The organism is Lentzea albida (assembly GCF_900111005.1).
Taxonomy (GTDB): Bacteria; Actinomycetota; Actinomycetes; order Mycobacteriales; family Pseudonocardiaceae; genus Lentzea; species Lentzea albida.
The window spans coordinates 145,398-163,036 of record NZ_FOFV01000016.1; the positions used below are offsets into that span (position 1 = coordinate 145,398).

General features: G+C 69.0%; 15 protein-coding genes and 1 tRNA gene. 12 read left to right on the forward strand and 4 right to left on the reverse strand.

Going from position 1 to position 17,639, the window contains the following annotated elements:
- Nucleotides 1-6 precede the first annotated feature (6 nt).
- The gene (locus BMY74_RS32965; RefSeq protein WP_245786488.1) at nt 7-756 is read left to right on the forward strand and encodes a GNAT family N-acetyltransferase; all 750 of its coding nucleotides are present in this window, start codon (nt 7-9) and stop codon (nt 754-756) included.
- Between the two features lie 17 nt (nt 757-773).
- Here BMY74_RS32965 and BMY74_RS32970 read toward each other — a convergent pair whose 3' ends face one another.
- On the reverse strand, nt 774-2,054 hold the full coding sequence (locus BMY74_RS32970) for a helix-turn-helix domain-containing protein (RefSeq protein ID WP_089922415.1): 1,281 nt from the start codon (nt 2,052-2,054) through the stop codon (nt 774-776).
- Nucleotides 2,055-2,064: 10 nt separating this feature from the next.
- Nucleotides 2,065-3,267 (reverse strand): TIR domain-containing protein, encoded by a 1,203-nt coding sequence (locus tag BMY74_RS32975; RefSeq protein ID WP_089922416.1) that lies wholly within the window; start codon nt 3,265-3,267, stop codon nt 2,065-2,067.
- Here BMY74_RS32975 and BMY74_RS32980 point away from each other — a divergent pair.
- Both BMY74_RS32980 and BMY74_RS32985 read left to right on the forward strand, forming a co-directional pair.
- Nucleotides 3,244-4,932, forward strand: coding sequence for a protein kinase domain-containing protein (locus BMY74_RS32980; RefSeq protein WP_281245015.1), 1,689 nt, complete (start codon nt 3,244-3,246; stop codon nt 4,930-4,932). The two genes, BMY74_RS32975 and BMY74_RS32980, sit on opposite strands and share 24 nt — an antisense overlap.
- 69 nt (nt 4,933-5,001) lie before the next feature.
- A complete protein-coding gene (locus tag BMY74_RS32985) occupies nt 5,002-8,496 on the forward strand; it encodes a toll/interleukin-1 receptor domain-containing protein (protein ID WP_177230037.1) in 3,495 nt (1,164 codons plus the stop codon).
- Between the two features lie 75 nt (nt 8,497-8,571).
- Here BMY74_RS32985 and aceE read toward each other — a convergent pair whose 3' ends face one another.
- Entirely contained in the window at nt 8,572-11,331 is a 2,760-nt protein-coding gene (gene aceE / locus BMY74_RS32990; protein ID WP_177230038.1) for a pyruvate dehydrogenase (acetyl-transferring), homodimeric type, read from the reverse strand.
- A gap of 320 nt (nt 11,332-11,651) precedes the next feature.
- On the opposite strand from aceE, the gene BMY74_RS32995 reads away from it, so the two are divergent.
- The 9 genes from BMY74_RS32995 to BMY74_RS33040 all read left to right on the forward strand — a co-directional run bounded on the left by BMY74_RS32995 (nt 11,652) and on the right by BMY74_RS33040 (nt 16,930).
- A complete protein-coding gene (locus tag BMY74_RS32995) occupies nt 11,652-12,083 on the forward strand; it encodes a DUF3052 domain-containing protein (RefSeq protein WP_089922529.1) in 432 nt (143 codons plus the stop codon).
- Between the two features lie 71 nt (nt 12,084-12,154).
- Nucleotides 12,155-12,619, forward strand: a complete 465-nt coding sequence (locus tag BMY74_RS33000; protein ID WP_089922419.1) for a peroxiredoxin — start codon at nt 12,155-12,157, stop codon at nt 12,617-12,619.
- A gap of 37 nt (nt 12,620-12,656) precedes the next feature.
- A tRNA-Val gene (locus BMY74_RS33005) sits at nt 12,657-12,731 on the forward strand.
- A gap of 342 nt (nt 12,732-13,073) precedes the next feature.
- Nucleotides 13,074-13,331: a hypothetical protein gene (locus tag BMY74_RS33015; protein WP_143091789.1), complete on the forward strand. Its 258-nt coding sequence runs from the start codon at nt 13,074-13,076 to the stop codon at nt 13,329-13,331.
- A gap of 71 nt (nt 13,332-13,402) precedes the next feature.
- Nucleotides 13,403-13,765 carry a hypothetical protein gene (locus BMY74_RS33020; protein WP_089922422.1) on the forward strand — a complete coding sequence of 121 codons (363 nt, stop codon included), beginning with the start codon at nt 13,403-13,405 and terminating at the stop codon, nt 13,763-13,765.
- A 50-nt stretch (nt 13,766-13,815) separates the two neighbouring features.
- The gene (locus BMY74_RS33025) at nt 13,816-15,018 is read left to right on the forward strand and encodes a cytochrome P450 (RefSeq protein ID WP_089922423.1); all 1,203 of its coding nucleotides are present in this window, start codon (nt 13,816-13,818) and stop codon (nt 15,016-15,018) included.
- A 13-nt stretch (nt 15,019-15,031) separates the two neighbouring features.
- A complete protein-coding gene (locus BMY74_RS33030) occupies nt 15,032-15,499 on the forward strand; it encodes a GNAT family N-acetyltransferase (protein WP_177230039.1) in 468 nt (155 codons plus the stop codon).
- Nucleotides 15,500-15,600: 101 nt separating this feature from the next.
- A complete protein-coding gene (locus BMY74_RS33035) occupies nt 15,601-15,894 on the forward strand; it encodes a hypothetical protein (protein ID WP_089922425.1) in 294 nt (97 codons plus the stop codon).
- A gap of 10 nt (nt 15,895-15,904) precedes the next feature.
- A complete protein-coding gene (locus BMY74_RS33040) occupies nt 15,905-16,930 on the forward strand; it encodes a saccharopine dehydrogenase family protein (RefSeq protein WP_089922530.1) in 1,026 nt (341 codons plus the stop codon).
- A gap of 312 nt (nt 16,931-17,242) precedes the next feature.
- Here BMY74_RS33040 and BMY74_RS33045 read toward each other — a convergent pair whose 3' ends face one another.
- Complete coding sequence (locus BMY74_RS33045) at nt 17,243-17,449, reverse strand: CsbD family protein (RefSeq protein ID WP_089922531.1); 207 nt, start codon at nt 17,447-17,449, stop codon at nt 17,243-17,245.
- Nucleotides 17,450-17,639 lie beyond the last annotated feature (190 nt).

The window sequence follows — 17,639 nt, forward strand, 5'->3', positions numbered from 1 at the left end:
GGCGGCGTGATCGACCTGACTGCCCGGATGGAACGCAACCTCGCCGAGCACGCGTGCCACCTCCACCGCCACCTGCCCGGCGCGACCGTCACCGAGACGGATGACCTGCTCATCGCGGACAGCGGGCTGCCCGACAACACGTTCAACATCGTCGCGGCGGCCCGCCCCACCGCCGACGTGGCCGGGGCGGTGCGCACGATCCGCGCCACCGGCCGCCCGTTCTCGTGGTGGGCCGGTCCTGACTCCGACGGCCTGGGGGAGCGGCTCATCGCCGCCGGGCTCAGCCCGTCGGAGACGGAGACCGGCATGTGGCTCGACCTCGGCGGGCCGCTGCCCGAGGTGTCCGGTCTCCACGTCCAGCCGGTGCGGACGCCGGAGCAGCTCGCCGACTACGCCGAGGTCCTCGCCGCGAACTGGGACCCGCCCGCAGCCACCGTTCGCCGCTTCTACGCCGATGCCGCCCCGCACGCGTTGACCAGCTCGGCGCGCTACCTCGTCGGGTACGTGGACGGCCGTGCGGTGTGCACGGCGGAGGTGTTCCTCCACGCAGGGGTCGCCGGGATCTACAACATCGCGACCCTCACGGATGCCCGTCGGCGTGGCTACGGCGGTGCGATCACGGCGGCCGCGTTGCACACCGCACGTGCCGAGGGGTACCGCATTGCCGTCCTGCAGGCCTCTGAGGACGGCGAGAGGGTCTACCGGCGTCTCGGGTTCAAGGCGTGCGGCCGCTTCACCGAGTACGCGTGCGCCTGACCTCCTCACGAGGTACTTCAGCCGTCCCTCCGGCGCAGCACCTGGACGAACGCGTTGTTCAGTTCGCGCACCTCGGGTTTGTCGGGCCACCTGCGCAGGACCGCTGACAAGGTGCACAGTTCCGACCGGATGGTGTCGGAGGCGATCATCGGCGTCACCTCGAGCAGTCGTGCCGCCAGATCGCAGGTTCGCTCGAGGTCACCGGCACCGGCGTGGGCCAGTGCCTGGCGCGTGCCGAACCTCGCCCACGCGCGTGTCGCGGTGGACGGGATGAGCGCGACCTCGCGATCGAGCACGTCGGCCGCCTCGCCGGGACGTCCCAGGTCGTAGAGGCACCAGCCGGTGACGACCCCGACCGGGTCGGCGATGGTGCTCGTGCCCAGCACAGGCCCGTCGACGGGCCGCTCGGCGGCTTTTCCGAGGTGTTCGCGAGCACGGTCCAGCGCGCGCATGCAGCTGTCGTAGTCGGCGGCGAGTGCGTGGCCCTGAGCTTCGCGTTGTGCGGCGAGTCCGAGCACGCGGTGCGGTGTTCCGTCCATCATCTGAGCCCGCCGGGCGAGCTCGATCGTGGACGCCGCGTCACCCTGGTACATCGTGATCAGCGCTTGCCGGACCAGCGAGTAGGCGTTGAGGTCGTGCTCGCCCACCTCAGCCGCGATCGCGACCGACTTCGCGGTCCACCAACGGGCGGCGTTCAGGTCGCCTGCCTCCTGGGCCATCCATCCCGCGTACTCGGCGTGCCGTGCCGTCAGCACCGCGATCCGCGTCCGTTCCGCCTTCGTGGCGTGCGGGACGAGACCGCGCAGGCCGTGCGCGTGCGCCACGACGATCGGCAACACCATCGCAGGCGTGCTGGTCTGGCCGAGTCTGCGGGTGGCGTCGAACGTCGTGGCGAAGTAGGAGATGGAGTCGCCGACACCGGCCGCGGGCCTCGTCGGCGCGCCGACGGCCATTCCCGCGATCGTGGCCGCGCTGAAGGTCAACACGTCTCTTCTGTTCATCGGGTGGAAGACGCTTCCTCCACCGGGTCCGAGGCCGACGATCCAGACGTCGTCCTTCTCCTCCGGCGGGTCGATGGTGGCAGGGGCCTTCAACGCGGAGTGCACGAGAGCGAGCAAGGCACCGTTCGCTTCCAGCAGCGAGTCGCACATGCGGGCCAGGTACTCGGACGGCTGCTTCTTGCCGTTCTCGACCTTGCTCAGCTGGCCCTTCGAGTAGTGCGTGTGCTGGCAGAGGTCGGTCAGGGACAGACCTCTCTCGTGGCGGAGGCGCCGCAGTTCCACGCCGAACGCGGACATCGGAAACTCCTCACGCGTACAGGGTCGGGTTGGCCCAGGCGAGTTCGGGCAGGTTGTTCGACTTCCCGCTGATCGCCAGCACTCCGGCGAGCATCGGGTGCCGGGTCGTGCCGGGGCGGTGGGCGATCAGTTCGAGCCGGAGCACGGTCGACACGTCGACGTCGATCACACAGGGCGCGCCGTGGGAGGCGGTCCGTTCGGCGAGCATGACCCCGTCGCCGATCACCTGGAACACGCCGGTCTGATGACCTTCCAGCGCGTCGTCGAGCACGCCGGCGGTCGTCCTGAAGGACCGGAACCTCCTGCCCAGGTTGAACGCGATGCGGCCGCGGACCGCGTTGGCGAAGTCGCTGCAGCGGTACACGATGCTCTCGCTGTAGTACCTGCCGTTGACGTTCGCCTCGGACAACGAGATGTCGGCGGTGCGGCTCGCGGCGCCGAGGCTGGTCAGCATCGTGACCTGGGCTGGTGGTGGTGGCAGCACGCTGTTGTCGGACGTCACCAGCGCGCGGACGGAATCCGCGATCTGGTCGAGGGAGTACTTGGCGCTGCGGTGGTGCAGCCGGATGTACTGACGACCCGCGAGTTCTCGGATCGTCTCGGGGAGGTCGTCCTCGGCCGGCATCTTGATGTCGCCCACGAGGATCGGGATGACCTTGGCGTCACCGGCGAGCGCAAGCTCGATCTCCAGTCGCACCCAGTCCGCGGGCGCCGCGATGCTCGCCACGGATCCCTTGGTGATGGTGAGCCACCGCGGACCGATCACGACCAGCATCACCTCGCACGCCGAGGCCGCTTCGACCAGCCGGGGCTCGAAGGCCGTTCCGGCGGTGATCCCGGTGCTGGACCTGAACACCTCGTCACGGCCGAGCTCGGTGACGAGCCGCTGTTCGAGCAGGACGGCGCTGTCCTGACCGTCGCCGACCCGAAAGTTGATGAAGACCTTGCTGATGGCGCACCTCCCCTTCTCATCGAGTGTGCCGTACCACAGGTGAGGCGCGGTACCTGTTTCCCGTTTCCTTCCGATTGTTGGCCAACAGAGCCGAAGAACGTCATCCGTGCGCGATGTTGTCCATTCCCGTGTCCGTTTTTTCTCCTGTTGATTGTCCACTTGTGACATCTTTCGCCGCCTGTGATGTCCTGGTTGGGCCGAGTCTGTCGGCCGTGCAGGAAAACGGAGGCCGCGGATATGGCGCGAGCGTTGGGTACTCATTACCGGATCGATGATGAAATAGGTCGCGGAGCGGTGGGAACCGTCTACCGGGGAATCGACACCGACACCGGCGCGGAAGTGGCGTTCCGGGAGCTGGACCGGCAGCTCGCGCAGGACACCCACATCCGCATGGGGTTCATGGACGACCACGACCGCATCAGGTCCATGTCTCCACATCCGAACGTCGCCCGCACACTCGACCTCCTGTACGAGGGCAAGCGCGTCACGGTCGTCATGGAGCATCTCGCCGCCGGTGACCTGCGGCAGCAACTGGCGAACCACGAGGTGTTGCTGCCGTCACAGGTCGCCGAGATCGGTGCGGGGGTGGCACGCGGGCTCGCCGCGCTGCACGAGCAACTGGCGATGGGGCACGGCAACGTGCGGCCGGAGAACGTCCTGTTCGCCGCCGACTCCACCCCGAAGCTGACCGACTTCGGCACCACCTGGCGTGCCGCCGCAGCCGACTTCGGCAGGCGGACCGGCTACCTGCCCCCGGAGTTCGAACCCGCCGCGCCGCCCACCCCGGCGGGGGACGTCTTCGCTCTGGGCGCGGTGCTGTACGAACTCAGCTGCGGCGCCCTGCCGTTCCGCGGTGCACGTCCTCAGGAGCGGCGTGCGGCGCGTCCTCCGGCGCCTCAGGGCATCGATGCGGACCTGTGGAACCTCCTGAGCAGGATGCTCTCGCCCGATCCCGCCGCCCGGCCGTCCGCGGGCGACGTGGCCGACCTGCTCACCCTCCTCGAACCCGCACTGCGCTCAGCGCCGTTCGCGCGACCACCGGCACCTGAGCCCGCCGCGCAGTTCGTCCCCGTTCCACCGCCGCCGTCAGGAGTTCCCATGGCCAAGCGTCGCCGTCGCACCGTCGCGCTCGCGGTGGCAGCGGTCGTGGTCGTCGTCACCGGTGGATTTCTCGTGTTCCGCCAGGACGAGGAGCCGGCGGCGCTGCCCGGCCCGGACGGCGAGACGACCCGAGCCCTCGCGACGACGTCGGCCACCACGACCACGACCTCGTCATTGCCGTCCGTGGTACCCGACTTCATGGGCAAGACCCTCGCCGAGGCGCAGAAGGTCTTCCCCGCCGTGCAGTCCGAACCGGTCGTGGACGAGTCGGTTCCCGCGGGCACCATCGTCGGGCAGGACCCGAAAGCCGGCGAGCCGTTCACCGGCGCGGTGAAGGTCAGCGTGGCGCAAAAGGGCGCTATCACGTATCTCGCCGCGATGCCCGCCAGCACGAGCTACTGGTCCGAGAAGGACACCGTGGCGCACATCGCGGGCAACGAATACCTGCATTCGCTTTCGTCCTCGACCTCCGCCTGCCAGGAAACCTGGAGCGTCGAGTACAACCTCTCGAAGAAAGCTCGCAAGCTGGAAGCCGTGGCGGGTATCGACGACAACAGCACGGACTCGAGCCTGCAGGTTCACCTCGAAATGTTCGCCGACGGCGCGAAGATCGTCGACGAGCGCGTCGGGTTCGGCAAGGAGGTCAAGATCAGCCGGGACCTCGCGGGCGTGCTCCGGCTGAAGATCGCGTGGCGTGGTATCCCCGCCAAGAAGTGCCCCACGCCGAACGAGTTCGTGCTGGGTGACGCGAAGTTGCTGTTGCTGCCAGGGGACTCGCTGCTGTCGACCAGCCCCGCCGCCACGACCACGACCACGTTCCGTTGACCCGGAAGACCTGAGCTGGCAACGGGAAACGTCCTGACCTGGGAAGCTGTCCTGCCGAGGATGTGTGGCGTGGCGAGCATCTTCATCAACTTCCAGACCGGCGACGGCGACGGTGCCGCGTGCGCGCTGGACGAACGGCTGTCGTCCGAGTTCGGGCGGGACGAGGTCCTCAGGTCGAGCCGGTCGATCGAGCTGGGCGTGGACCACAGGCCCGCGCTCGAGGAGGGCGTCCGGCACTGCCGCGTCCTGCTCGTCGTGATCGGACCGCACTGGAACGTGAAGGCTCTGTGGGAGGACGACGACTGGGTTCGCAGGGAGATCGCGGAGGCGCTCCGGCTGCGCAAGCGCGTCATCCCCGTGCTCTTCGGGAAAGGCACCAGGCTGCCGGACGAGGACTCCCTGCCGGACGATGTCAAGGGCCTGGTCCATCAGCAGAACTCCACGTCGACCCATCGCGATCTGCACGTGTGGCTCGACTTCCTGCCGCGGCACCTCGTCGAGGTGGAGCCGGAACTGGGAATCGGGGTCGTACCCGGACTGCACCGGCTGACCACCTGGTGGCAGGAACGCCCGGAGTCGAGGATCCTCCCCGCCGGATTCCAGCTCGCCGGCCGTGACGCGGCGGTCCGCAGGATCGAGGACTGGCTTTCCGGACCCGCGTTCGCCCTGGTGATCAGGGGGAACTCCCGGTACGAGGCGCAGACCTTCGTCGCGGCGGTGGTCAGCACGTCGCACCCGCCTCCGCGCGCGGTGCTGGTGGACTCCGCGGACGGCGCGAAGCACGCGCTGCGCCTGCTGCCGTTGCTCATCGTCACGCCGCCGGGGCAGATCGACGTGCAGACCGCTGTGGACAAGGGACACCACGTGCTCGTGGTCGCCGATTCGCACGAGGCGCCGCGCTCCGGTGAGATCGCTTTGCCTCGAACACCCCGGGACGAGGCGAGAGAGGTCCTGGTCGCCCACGGCGTCGACCCCGCTGAAGCCGACGCACTCGCGGCCGCGGCGAGGAGAAGTGTTCGCGCGCTGACGCGACGGTTGACCGTCGGCGCCGAAACACCGCCGTGGGCCGGCGCCTCGGCGACCGACCTCGCGGTGACCTTGGCGCTCGTGGGCGAGTGGGCCGCGGGCACGGAGGACACCGCTGAGATCGACCCCGACCGGCGGATCCTCGAAAGGCTCACCGGAAGGCCCTACCAGAAGGTCGAGCGTTTCGCCCTCGATCACTCGAAGGCCGACGATCCGCTGCTGCATCGGACGTCGACGTCGTACCAACTCGCCGACGTGCGGGATGCCTGGGCGTTCCTGGGCAGCCGGCTCGGCGCGAGCGGGTTCGGGCGCTGGCGGAACCTCGTGTTCGAGGTGATGTTCGGCGACGGTGCGAGTGGACACCTGCGCCGGGGAGTCGTGCAGGTGCTGGCCGCGGCGGGGACGGCGGGTGACACCCGTGCGGAACGGCTGGTCGGGGAGATCCTCCGGTACGCGGAGGAGGACCGGTCCGGGCAGCGGTGGAGCAGGCTCGCGAAGGCTTTACCGCTGATCGCCGAAGCGTCGCCGACGGCCTTCCTCGATGCGGTGGGGAGAGGGCTCTCAGGCGAGAGTCCCGCGTTGGCGTTCCCGATCCCCGGCAACAGCTACGGTCCACCACCGCGCACACACCTCCTCTTGGCACTCGGCAGGCTGTGCTGGTCGGGGGAACACATCTCGCGCGCCGCGTGCGCGATGGCGCGCCTCGCCGAGCTGGATCCCGAGCCGGACGGCAACCACCGCAACAGTCCACTTGAGACACTGGTCGACGCCCTGGTGTCGGTCGTGCCCCTAGCCACGGCGACCCCCGGACACCGGCGTGCGGCGATCATGGACGTGCTCCGGCACAACCCGCGGATCGGTCGGCAACTCCTCCTCCGCTCCCTGTCCGGTGACAGCGGTGCGCACACCCTGGTGGACCGGCCGGAGTTCCGCGACTGGCCTGCCCCGTTCGTGACGGTCCCGCAGGAGGACCGGGAGCCTGCGCCCGAGTGGCTGGTCGATCGTGCCCTGGGCGAACTGCGCGAGTGGCCGGCCTGGTGGGTCGATGTCGTCGGCTCGATGGCGCAGTTCCGCGACGAGACGCGGCGGAGGTTCACCACAGCCTTGGTGGACCTCCAGGTGGAAGCGGTTGATCCTCATGTCCGGATGCGGTTGTGGTGGGCGGTTCTCGACCACCTGACGCAGTTCCCGGAACCCGTTCTGTGGGAGTTCGCCGTCCGGTGGGAGCCCGTCGAGTTGCCGGAACGGCACGCGAGGTGGTTCAACTCCGAGATCGTGCCCGTCGAGGTGTTCGACGACTTCCAGGGATTCCTGGAGCGGGTCTTCCTCGGCAGGAAGGCGGTGGTCGAAGAGCTGCTCTCCTCGTGGGGCGTGGAGGGAATCGTCCAGCTCGCCTCCGAGGTGAACAGTCCTCGCGATCTCGGTTCCCTGGTGGCCGAGGTCGCGGACCCGCTGTTGCTGGAAGAGTTGTTCCCCTTGTTCGCCGGATACGGCCACTCCGCCGAGCTCGCGTCCGGCTGGCTGACCGCGGCCGCACGGACGGAACCCCTGCGGGTCGGCGAAGTGGTCTCGTCCGGGTTGACGTCCTGGGACCCGGCCACCCAAGCCAGGGTGCTCCTGGCGCTGCCCGGTTCCGCGGACGTCCTCGAACTCGTGAAGACGGCCGACCGTGCGGCTCAGGCCGTGTACTGGCAGCGGACCACGCTCGTGCCGGAGGACCACAGCAGGGAGCGGTACCTCGGCGAACTCGTGGCACGTGACCGGGCCGAGTCCGTTCTGCACGCCTTGTACGTGGCGGTGCGGACGAGGTCGTGGACACCGTCGGCGGCGTTGTTCGTGAGCGCGCTGCGGGCCGTCGCGCAGCGACCAGGCCCCTTGCCGGCGTCGCTGTCGCACGAGGTGGCGGTGCTGCTCGACCACCTCGGGGCGACCAGCGACGACCAGGACGTGGTCGCGGATCTCGAGATCGCCTACTTCAGCGTGCTGCGACGTCAGCGTCCGCCGGTCTCCCTCTACCGGCGGATCTCGACCGACCCGCACCAGTTCGTGCGACGCGTCCGGCAGGCGGTGGAGGGGACCGGCGGCCTGTCCAGGCCTGAGCTGTGGCTCGCGTTGACCGAGTGCCGGAGCGTTCCCGCGACCGCGCACTGGGTGGACGAGGCGCTGGGTCTTCTCGCCACGACCGGCGTCGCGAGCTTCGGTGAACAGTGCATCGGTTCCATGCTGGCCGGCAGCCCGGTGGGCGAGGACGGCACGTGGCCCGCCGAGTTCGTGCGCGACCTGCTGGAGGAGCTCGAGCGCCCTGACGTCGACGAGGGCTTCGTCCGAGGTGCGCGGAACGACCACGTCGCGGGGAGCCGAATCGCCGCAGGGGGAGGTGCCGAGGAGCGTGAGCAGGCTGTCGAGCACGAGAAGTGGGCGAACCGGATCGAGCAGCGGTGGCCTCACACGGCCTCTTTGCTCCGTGTCTGCGCGGACGGCTTCGTCCGCTCGGCCATGCGGTTCGACGAGCACGCCGAAGACGATCACGACGCCTGAACGGACGAGGGGCCGTCCCGCGGTGGCGGAACGGCCCCTCAGATCGCTTCTCAGCGACTCGATCGGCTCCGGTGGCTACGCGAGGCCCGCGTCCGACGTGGACGGGCCGGCGGCCTGCACGTCGTCGATGCGGTACTTGCGGGCCGCCTCGACGACCTTCGACTGCTCGACCTCGCCGCGGCGGGCCAGGGAGGCCAGCGTGGCGACGACGACGGACTCCGCGTCCACCAGGAAGTGGCGGCGGGCGGCCGGGCGGGTGTCGGAGAAGCCGAAGCCGTCCGTGCCCAGGGTCGTCATGTCGGTCGGGACGTACGGGCGGATCAGGTCCGGGATCGCCGACGCCCAGTCGGACACGGCGACGACGGGGCCCTCGACGTCCTTGAGCACCTGCGTCACGTACGGCACGCGCGGCTCGGCGTCCGGGTGCAGCAGGTTGTGGCGGTCGGTCTCGACGGCGTCGCGGCGCAGCTCCGAGTACGACGTGGCGGACCACACGTCCGCGGAGACGCCCCACTCGTCGGCCAGCATCTGCTGGGCCTTGAGCGCCCACGGGAGGCCCACGCCGCTGCCGAGCAGCTGGGCACGCGGGCCACCGGTCCGCGGGCCCTCCTGGTAGCGGTAGAGGCCCCGCAGGAGGCCTTCCACGTCCAGGCCCTCGGGCTCGGCTGGCTGCACGTACGGCTCGTTGTAGACCGTCATGTAGTAGAAGATGTTCTCGGCGTTCTCGCCGTACATCCGGCGCAGACCGTCCTTGACGATGTGCGCCACCTCGAACGACCACGCCGGGTCGTACGCGATCACGGCCGGGTTCGTGTGCGCCAGCAGGATCGAGTGGCCGTCGGCGTGCTGCAGGCCCTCACCGGTCAGCGTGGTGCGGCCCGCGGTGGCACCCAGCACGAAGCCGCGCGCCATCTGGTCCGCCGCCGCCCACAGGCCGTCACCCGTGCGCTGGAAGCCGAACATCGAGTAGAAGATGTAGATCGGGATCATCGGCTCGCCCTGCGTGGCGTAGGACGTGCCGACCGCCGTGAACGACGCCGTGGAACCCGCCTCGTTGATGCCCTCGTGCAGGATCTGGCCCTGCTCGGACTCCTTGTAGGCGAGCATCAGGTTGGCGTCCACCGAGGTGTACGCCTGGCCGTTCGGGTTGTAGATCTTCTGCGTCGGGAACATGGAGTCCATGCCGAACGTTCGTGCCTCGTCCGGGATGATCGGCACGATGCGCGGGCCGATCTCCGGGTCCTTCGCGAGGTCGCGGACGAGCCGGACGAACGCCATCGTCGTGGCGACCTCCTGCTTGCCCGAACCGCGGCGCACGCCTTCGTAGACCTTGTCGCCCGGCAGCACGAGGGCCTTGGACTTGGTGCGGCGCTCCGGTACGAAGCCGCCCAGCTGGCGACGGCGTTCCTGCATGTACTGGATCTCCGGCGAGTCCTGCCCGGGGTGGTAGTACGGCGGCAGGTACGGGTCGGCCTCGAGCTGCTCGTCCGAGATCGGGATGCGCAGGCTGTCCCGGAAGCCCTTCAGGTCCTCCAGGGTCATCTTCTTCATCTGGTGCGTCGCGTTGCGGGCCGCGAAGTGCGGGCCGAGCGAGTAGCCCTTGATGGTCTTGGCGAGGATCACGGTCGGCTGGCCGACGGTCTCGGTCGCCGCCTTGTAGGCCGCGTAGACCTTGCGGTAGTCGTGGCCGCCGCGCTTGAGGTTCCACACCTCGTCGTCGCTCATCGCGTCGACGAGAGCCTTCGTGCGCGGGTCACGGCCGAAGAAGTGCTCCTTGACGTACGCGCCGTCGTTCGCCTTGTACGTCTGGTAGTCACCGTCCGGCGTGCTGTTCATCAGGTTGACCAGCGCGCCGTCGCGGTCCGCGTGCAGCAGCGCGTCCCACTCGCGGCCCCAGACGACCTTGATGACGTTCCAGCCGGCGCCGCGGAAGAACGACTCCAGCTCCTGGATGATCTTGCCGTTGCCGCGGACCGGGCCGTCGAGGCGCTGCAGGTTGCAGTTGACCACGAACGTCAGGTTGTCGAGCTGCTCGTTCGCGGCGAGCTGCAGCAGGCCGCGCGACTCCGGCTCGTCCATCTCGCCGTCGCCGAGGAACGCCCACACGTGCTGGTCGGACGTGTCCTTGATGCCGCGGTCGCGCAGGTAGCGGTTGAACCGCGCCTGGTAGATCGCGTTCATGGGGCCGATGCCCATGGAGACCGTGGGGAACTCCCAGAAGTCCGGCATCAGCCGCGGGTGGGGGTACGACGGCAGGCCGCCGCCCAGACCGGCGTGCGAGTACTCCTGGCGGAAGCCGTCGAGCTGGTGCTCGGACAGCCGGCCTTCGAGGAACGCGCGGGCGTAGACGCCGGGCGAGGCGTGGCCCTGGATGAAGATCTGGTCGCCACCGCCGGGGTGGTTCTTGCCGCGGAAGAAGTGGTTGAAGCCGACCTCGTAGAGCGACGCGCTGGACGCGTACGTCGAGATGTGGCCACCGACACCCACACCGGGCCGCTGCGCGCGGTGCACCGTCATCGCGGCGTTCCAGCGGATCCACGCACGGTAACGACGCTCCACCTCCTCGTCACCGGGGAACCACGGCTCCCGCTCGGTGGGGATGGTGTTGACGTAGTCGGTGCTCGTCAGCGACGGCATCCCGACGTGGTTCTCACCAGCGCGTTCGAGCAGCCGCAACATCAGGTAGCGCGCCCGCTGCTGCCCGCCGCCCTTGAGCACCTCGTCGAACGACTCCAGCCATTCCGAGGTCTCCTCCGGGTCGATGTCCGGCAGGTGGGCTGCCAGACCGTCGCGAATGACACGCACCCGCTCGGGGCCGGTGTTCTGCGGGCTCAAGGTGTCTCCTCGGCTTCGTTGGCGGTACACGCGCTGGCCCGGAAGACCGTGCCACGCGCTCCTATCGTTGTCCTTGCGTGGCGACTTCGTCATCGCTACCGGTCGGTAGTTCTGGATCGTGTCGCTCACGCGCGCGCGATAAGAGGTATGTAGAGCATGCGTCATGCCAGTCTAGGGGTCTTCACGGGGGTGTGCGTTACGGCGTGTCACGTGGTCAACAGTTGCGCCGGAGGTAGCTGACAGTGTTCGCTAGCCCGAGTAACGGACTTCAGCGGCAGTCTTAGGGCTGTCGCTCTTGCGTAGTTGGAGGAGTGAAAACCGTGGTCGCCGCGGAAGACGCCGGCAAGATCGGCGTCGCCGAGAAGCTCGGGATCGAATCGGGCATGGTCGTCCAGGAACTCGGCTGGGACGAGGACGTCGACGACAACCTCCGTGCCGCTGTCGAGGAGCGGATCGGGGGCGATCTCCTCGACGAGGAAGCCGATGAGACGGTGAGCGTCGTCCTGCTCTGGTGGCGGGAGGACGACGGCGACCTGGTCGACGCCCTGCTCGAGGCCACCGGGGTGCTCGCGGAGGACGGCGTGATCTGGGTTCTCACCCCGAAGACCGGCCGTCCCGGCCACGTGGAGCCTTCGGACGTCGCCGAGGCCGTGCCCACCGCAGGCCTGTCGCAGACCTCCAACATCAGCGTCGCCGACGACTGGGCGGGCATCCGCCTGGTGTGGCCGAAGTCGGCCAAGGCCAAGCGCTGAGCTGACATAGGGTTGGACCACGGGCGTTCACGCGTCCGTGGGTCCTGTGTCTTGCTGGAGGGGTTTGTCTCATGGCGGTCGAGGTCGGTTCGGAAGCCCCGGACTTCACGCTCAACGACTACAACAAGCAGCCCGTGACGTTGTCGTCGTTCCGCGGCTCTCGTGCCGTGCTGCTGGTGTTCTACCCGTTCGCGTTCAGCGGCACCTGCCACGGCGAGCTGTGCCAGCTGCGCGACGAGATCGCGACCTACGAGGACGAGAACGTCCAGGTGCTGGGCGTGTCCGTCGACTCCCCGTTCGCCCTGAAGGCGTGGGCGAACCAGGAGGGCTACCGGTTCCCGCTGCTCTCCGACTTCTGGCCGCACGGGGCCGTCGCGCAGGCGTACGGCGTGTTCAACTCGTCCGCCGGCATGGCGCTGAGGGGCACGTTCCTGGTGGATGTCGACGGCGTGGTGCGCTTCGCCGAGGTGAACGGGCCCGGTGAGGCCCGCGATCAGGAAGCCTGGAAGAAGGCCGTGGCCTCGCTCAGGGCATGATGTAGTGGTACCCCGCGCGTCTTGTGGCGCCGGGTCGGGGCGTGTAGCTCAGCGGAAGAGCACTCGGTTTACACCCGAGCGGTCGCAGGTTCGATCCCTGTCGCGCCCACCAGCCCGAACGGCGCCTTCATCCGTGTCCGAGGCGCCATTGACATCATCAGCTGACATGCGGTGAGCGGCGAGTATGAACACGTTGCGCATGTGTGCCTGTCGGCCTGCCGTGTCGACACGGTGTTCTGCACCTGAACGGTCGCGTGGAATCGCGTAACAGCCTCACGGCTCCGGTCGAAGTAGCAAGGGCGTAGAACCCGCTGCCGCTCAGGAGGTCCTGTGCAGGACAGACCCGAGCAGAGACCGGCGTTCGAGACCACCGACACCGTCGAAGGCGATGTGGGCACCGCCACGCAGGTCGGCACCATCGCTGTCTTCCGAGGCAACACCTTCATGTTCGACCGTGTCGGATCCGTCCGTCGGGCACGAGCGGTGGACGACGTGGGAGCACAGCAGGGACGGGGCGCAGGCGAGTGAGGCGGTGTTCACCGTCGTCGCGCGGACGGCCTCCTGCGACTGCACGTGGGTGGTCGAGCTCGGCTGGTCGGCCGGTGGCAGGAGCGGGGTGCAGACGGTCGGGCGCAACGGGAAGCCGTTCCGCATGACCCGCGCGGCGAACGCAGTCCACTGCTACATGAACGAGCCGTTCTCGTGCTCGTGATCACTGGAACGAATTGAGACGGTGCCGTACCTTGTTCGAGGTTTGCCACCTCCGAAGGACGACGAAGACCCGTGAAGCGCAAGGGCAAGAACGCGAAACCCGTGCCCGCCACCGTCACGCAGGAGCAGGTCAAGCTGCTCGCCCTGGTCGAGCAGGGCGGCGTGCACCGCGGCGCCACGCGCTGGTACCTCGAGCACCGGCCCGCCAAGGAGTGGGACGCGGACGACCTCGAAGTGCTGCGGCACAGGGACTGGATCACCTGGGAGCAGCCGGCGGACCACGGGATGGCGGCGCCCGTCGACATCACGGCGCAGGGGCGCGCGGCGTTGCGGCACCACCTGCCGGAGTGGGTGCTGGGGCGCAAGGCCATCGCCTCGGAGCCGCCCCGGTTGCCTTCGGTCGAGACGATCGGCGCGTTGGACTCGCTGCGTTAGCGCGGTAGAACGGTCTTGGTCGATTCCAAACGACGGAGGCGAAGACCGGCATGTCGAACCTGTTGGCCGGCGGCGATTTGCGCGCTCGTGAGCACCATCGGATCGAGGACGAGGCACGAGAACTAGGCCCATTGCACGCCGTGACGTTGCCCAACGGCGTCACGATGCAGGTTGTGACGGTGGGGCTGGAGCTGACCCGTCAGCTGCTCACGGACCAGCGGCTCTCCAAGGACAGCGCGGCATTGCAACGCGAGATCAAGCGACAGCTGGCGGAGTCGGGCAGCGCGCAGGAGAACCTCGCCGGGCTCTTCGGGCCGAGCATGCTCAACAGCGACAACCCGCAGCACGCGCGGCTTCGGGCGCTCGCGGTGAAGGCGTTCAACGGCAAGGCGGTGCAGCAGCTCGCGCCGCGCATCGAGGAGATGAGCGCCGCGCTGGTCGACGCGCTGCCCGAGGGCGAGGAGGTCGACCTCGTCGCGCGGCTGGCCGTGCCGATGCCCATGCACATCATCGGCGAGGTGCTGGGGCTGCCTGCGGGGGATCGCGCGCACGTCCGCGTGTTGATCGAGACGATGATGTCGATGGAACCCGAGGTGTCGCAGCCCGCGAGCGACGAGCTGGGCGCCTACTTCCACGGCCTGCTCACCGGCAACGCGCTGGACCCGCGGTCGTTGTTCGGTGTGGTGACCACCGCTGTCGACGACGACGGCGACCGCCTGAGCCACGACGAGCTGATGGCGATGGCGTTCCTCCTCGTCGTCGCGGGCCACGAGACGTCGGCGAGCCTCATCGCGAACGTGGCGCACGACGCGTTGGACAACGACCTGTGGCGCGCGGCCGCCGACGATCCCGGGTTGGTGCCCGGGCTCGTGGAGGAGACGCTGCGGCACAACCCGCCGGTCCGCAGCGCGACGCACCGGATCACCACGGAGCCGGTCGAGATCGCCGGCACGACGGTTCCCGCGGGCACGCTGCTGCTGATCAACCTCGGCTCCGCCGGACGTTGCCCGCGGGCACACGAGAACGCCGCCGAGTACCGGCTCGACCGCGGGACCGCGGGCCACGCGACGTTCGGGCACGGCCCGCACTTCTGCCTGGGCTCGGCGCTCGCGCGGCTGGAGACCGAGACCGTGCTGCGGCACCTCACGAGCCGGTTTCCGGGCACGACCCTTGCGGGCGACGAGCCGCCCGAGGTGACGCACAACGACATCATGGCCAGCCTTAAATCGCTTCCGGTCGTCCTTCGCCGGTGACAGGCTGACCGTCGTGGAGATCATCCGAGGGGGACCTGAAGACGTCGACACGGCCGCGTTGATCTGGGCGCACGCGGTCAGCAGGCGGGACGGCTACGAGGTGCCGACGCTCGCAGAGGCGCGGCCGGGGGTGGAGAGCGCTCTCGCGAACGAGCCCTCGTTGCTGCTGATCGCGAGGGATGGCGGCGAGGCGGTGGGCTTCCTCGCCGGAGGTCCACAAGGGACGGACACCGCCTTCGTCAACTACGTGGGCGTGCACCCCGACGCGTGGGGCAGGGGTGTCGGCGAGGCGATGTTGCGCGCCCTGCCCGGGGTCCTGGCCGAACTCGGGTACGCGAGGGCGGAGCTGCTGGTCTTCGTCGACAACACGCGGGGCGTGCGGCTCTACGAACGCCTCGGGTGGATCAAGGTCGGCGCCCCTGTGCCGCATCCGCGCAACGGCCGACTGGAGCAGCGCTACTCGTTCGCTTCCCCGTTCTGAGCTCCTGGGGTGCGGGCCGGTTCAGTGGGGGATTAGGGGATGAACCCCAATGCGGCTGACCAGGGCTATGCCGAAGTCCATTTGAGACGTAACTTTTGCTCATGTCAGTGCGGACGTTCGCCGTCGTGGTCGGTCTCGCGTTCTTGTTCGGTGGGGGTGCGATCCTCTTCGTGTCGCTGGCCGTCGAGGCCCCGAGCGGGTCCTTGATCCCGTGCGGCAACAGCCTCGGGCTCGGTGCCGACGAGCCGGCGGCCTCGGCGGTCAGTCCGGCCTATGTGGACATCTGCGCCGACCTCAGGCAGCGCCGGCTGCTCTGGGGCCTGCCGGTGATCGGGGTGGGCGCGATCCTGCTGCTCGGCTCTCTGATCGGTTCCCGGAGGGCTACTCGCCGGTAGGGTGCACGGCATGACGTGGATGGTCTACGGCGCCAACGGCTACACCGGACGTCTCATCGCCGAGCTCGCGGTCGAGCGCGGGGAACGGCCGGTCCTCGCCGGGCGCTCGCGCGAGAAGGTCGAGCCGGTCGCCGCCGCTCTGGGGCTGGAGCACCGGGCCTTCGACCTGAGCCGGGCGCGGGAGCACCTGGAGGACGTCGACGCCGTCGTGCACTGCGCGGGCCCGTTCTCGCAGACCTCCGCCGCCATGGTCGACGCGTGCCTGGGGGCGCGCACGCACTACCTCGACATCACGGGTGAGATCGACGTCTTCGAGTTCGTCGCCTCGCGGGACGCCGACGCGCGCGAGGCGGGCATCGTGCTGTTGCCCGGTGCCGGCTTCGACGTCGTTCCCACGGACTGCGTCGCCGCCATCCTGAAGAACGCCCTGCCGACCGCGACGCACCTCGACCTCGCGTTCGTCGTCGGAGGAGGGGCGAGCGCGGGCACGACCAAGACGTCCGTCGAGGCCGCGGCGGTCGGCGGGCGGATTCGCGTGAACGGCGAGCTGAGGAGCGTCCGCATCGGGCACCGCAGGCGCACCGCGCACTTCCGGTCGGGGCAGCGCGAGGTCGGCAGCATCCCGTGGGGTGACGTCAGCACCGCCTACCGCTCGACCGGCATCCCGAACATCACGACGTTCACCACCGTGCCCGGCCTGCTCGGACAGCTCCAGCAGGTCTTCGCGCCCGTGCTGCGGACGTCGTTCGTGCAGAACCTGGCGATGACCGTCGCCGGCAAGGTCAAGGGCCCGGACGAGCGCAAGCGCGCGAACACCAGGGCCGAGGTCTACGGCGAGGCGTGGGACGCGCAGAAGCGGGTCGAGTGCGCGCTCACCACTCCGAACCCCTACAGCCTCACCGCGGACTCGGTGCTCCGTGCCGTCGGCAAGGTGGGAGGCGCGGCACCGGGGGCGCACACGCCGTCGAGCGCGTTCGGTGCCGACTTCGTGCGGGAGCTCGACGGGGTCGTCGTGAGCGAGGTCCGCTTCACCTGAGTGAGAGGTTCTCGCGGACGCGCGGCTGAGGGCTGTCGTGTCACGACGGTGAGGGGTTCTAACGGGCTCGCGGCCGGTGAGTTGTCTCGTCACGACGGTGAGGGTTTCTAACGGGCTCGCGGTCGGCCAGTTGTCTCGTCACGACAGTGAGAGCCTCTAACGAAAGTGCGGCCGGCGAGTCTCGTCACGACGGTGAGAGGTTCTAACGGCGCTGCGAGTCAGCGCCTCTCGCGTCACGCGAGTCAGGAGCTCCAACAAACCTGAGGCCGGAGGTTCTCGCCTCCGGCCTCACGCGCGTTAGAAGTTCTAACGTCACTTCTTCAGGTGCTTGGCGACGCTGTCGACGACCCCGCCGACGGCGTCCTTCACCTTCTCCACGCCGTCCTTGACGGCCGCCTTCGCCTGGTCGGCGCGGCCCTCGTTGGCGAGCTGCTGGTCGCCGGTGGCCTCGCCCGCGGTCTCCTTGACCTTGCCGCCGAGGTCCTCCGCCTTGTTGCCGATCTTGTCCGACAGCGACATGTCGTCCTCCTGAGTCGAGTTCCTGGAGCCGGAGTTCGTCCGACGCCTGTTCGACACCCACCGCCCCACCTTCGTCACGCCACTGTCGGGTGAAAACCGGGTGAGTGTGATCACGAGCGGGAAAACTGGGAACCGCGTGACGTTCCGCGTTCGAACGTGTCCATCAGGCGACCGAGCAGAAGTGGGCGGG

Bases quoted from the DNA above. Each gene is read 5' to 3' on its own strand.
- BMY74_RS32970 (WP_089922415.1), bottom strand. From the start codon at position 2,054: ATGTCCGCGTTCGGCGTGGAACTGCGGCGCCTCCGCCACGAGAGAGGT.
- BMY74_RS32980 (WP_281245015.1), top strand. From the start codon at position 3,244: ATGGCGCGAGCGTTGGGTACTCATTACCGGATCGATGATGAAATAGGT.
- BMY74_RS32975 (WP_089922416.1), bottom strand. From the start codon at position 3,267: ATGAGTACCCAACGCTCGCGCCATATCCGCGGCCTCCGTTTTCCTGCA.
- BMY74_RS33000 (WP_089922419.1), top strand. From the start codon at position 12,155: ATGGCGGTCGAGGTCGGTTCGGAAGCCCCGGACTTCACGCTCAACGAC.
- BMY74_RS33025 (WP_089922423.1), top strand. From the start codon at position 13,816: ATGTCGAACCTGTTGGCCGGCGGCGATTTGCGCGCTCGTGAGCACCAT.
- BMY74_RS33035 (WP_089922425.1), top strand. From the start codon at position 15,601: ATGTCAGTGCGGACGTTCGCCGTCGTGGTCGGTCTCGCGTTCTTGTTC.
- BMY74_RS33040 (WP_089922530.1), top strand. From the start codon at position 15,905: ATGACGTGGATGGTCTACGGCGCCAACGGCTACACCGGACGTCTCATC.
- BMY74_RS33045 (WP_089922531.1), bottom strand. From the start codon at position 17,449: ATGTCGCTGTCGGACAAGATCGGCAACAAGGCGGAGGACCTCGGCGGC.